We start from the raw sequence: 1,743 nt of genomic DNA, 5'->3' as shown, positions 1-1,743 counted from the left end.
CACCCCTTGCGCGCCCCTCGGTGCCGCCCCCCGGAGCCCCCGGGGTTGGGAACGACGAGGGCGGGCAGACCGGCGGAAGGCAGCGCGACGTCACCCGGACCGACAGCGGGCACAACCGGTCCCGCCACGACGGCCCACGAGGGCAGACGCTCAGCACTGGGCATCTTCACAGGGCCTTCCCAGGATCAACGCGTGATCTCCGTACAATGAGATGCACTCCAACGTCCAGAGTAATGCACCAGAAAGAACATGCAAACCCCTATACATCCAATCTGGGGCACCCTGGCGAAGTGCGCGGACACGTACGACGCCGTCCACTCGGCCTTCTCGGCCTTCGGTGCGGCCTGGTTCACCGACCCCGCTACGGCTACCGCCCCGCCGTGCGGGAACCGCTACCGACCCGGGCCAGACACCCGTCAGTTCCCTCTCGGACGGTCAGGAATCAGCCCTGGCTGAACAACAGCCGCATGCTGCCCGTGGTTCAGGGGGAGGAGGTGGTCCATATGCCGAGTGAAGTCCAGAACGACCCCTGCGCCCGCGCCCGTCGCCCGACCCGCGACCGTCGCCCGGCCCGCGACCGGCGTGCACCCGTCGCTCGGCGCGACCACGCCCGGCCGTCGCGTCCCGCCACTGACAGTGATCATCCGACCGGTCCGCGGAACGTGGACGGATTGTGGGGACCGAGTCGAAACACCTCAATTTCGCTCACTAACTCCCCTATAGTTACAGCGAGTTGAGCACCATCAGTCACATGTCGCTCACAAATCGAATGCGCAGGCACCCCGTGGGGCCTCCTGGCCCAGGCGGCAGCACCGAGGAAACAGCCGAGGAAACAGCCGACGAACGACCCAGGAACCGACCGAGGACCTCTTCATGACCGCGCCCCGCCAACCCGGCGACCGCCCCGCCTTCCGTGCCGTCCTGCCCGCCGCGCTGCTCACCGCCGTACTGGCCGCCGCCGCGGTGGGCGGTGGGGTCGCCCGGGCGCCCGACGAGGCCCGTCTCCCGCTCACCCTGGGCGGGGCGGTCGCCACACTGCTGCTGTCCGCGGCGGTCGCCGTGGCCGTCCACGGCGTCACGTCCGCCCGGCAGGCCCGCCGACGGCTCGCCGCGGCCACCGAGGACGCCGGCCGCCTGCTGCACGACCGCGCCCGCCTCGCCGAGGAGCTGAACCACGTACGGGCCGGCACGGCCGCCGATCTGGAACGGGAACGCGCGCGCGTGGCCGCCGATCTCGCCCGCGAACGTGCCCGCCTCAACGAGGCCTCCGCCCAGGAGTTCAGCCGCCTCCAGCAGGAGAAGGCCCATCAGATCACCCGGCTCACCGAGGACAACGCCGACCTGACCGAAGAGCTGCGCCGGGCCAACCAGGAGCGGGCGGCGGCCCTCGCGGCCACCGCCAACGCGGCCGGCCGTATGCAGGCGCTGGCCACGGGCACCCTGGCCGACCTGCGCGCCATGGAGGACCGGCACACGGACGAGGACGTCCTCGCCGACCTCCTCCACCTCGACCACCGCACCGCCCAGGCGGGCCGCCTCGCCGACTCGATCGCCGTTCTCTCGGGCGCCCGTTCGGGCCGCCGCTGGGCCCGTCCGATCGTCATGGAGTCGATCCTGCGCGGCGCCATGGGCCGCATCAGCGGGTATCAACGCGTGCGCGTGCACTCCGCCAGCTCGGCCGCCGTCGCCGGGCACGCCGCCGAGGGCGTCATGCACGCGCTGGCCGAACTCCTCGACAACGCC

At 71.8% G+C, this 1,743-nt stretch carries 1 pseudogene; it reads left to right on the top strand.

Annotated features, from left to right (window positions below):
* Positions 1-873: 873 nt before the first annotated feature.
* Positions 874-1,743: pseudogene (locus tag AOK08_RS39685) on the top strand (ATP-binding protein); the annotation flags it as partial.

This window comes from Streptomyces graminilatus (genome assembly GCF_001418565.1).
Lineage (GTDB): Bacteria > Actinomycetota > Actinomycetes > Streptomycetales > Streptomycetaceae > Streptomyces > Streptomyces graminilatus.
The sequence above is the reverse complement of the archived record's forward strand: the minus strand, read 5'-3'. Positions and strand labels throughout refer to the sequence as shown.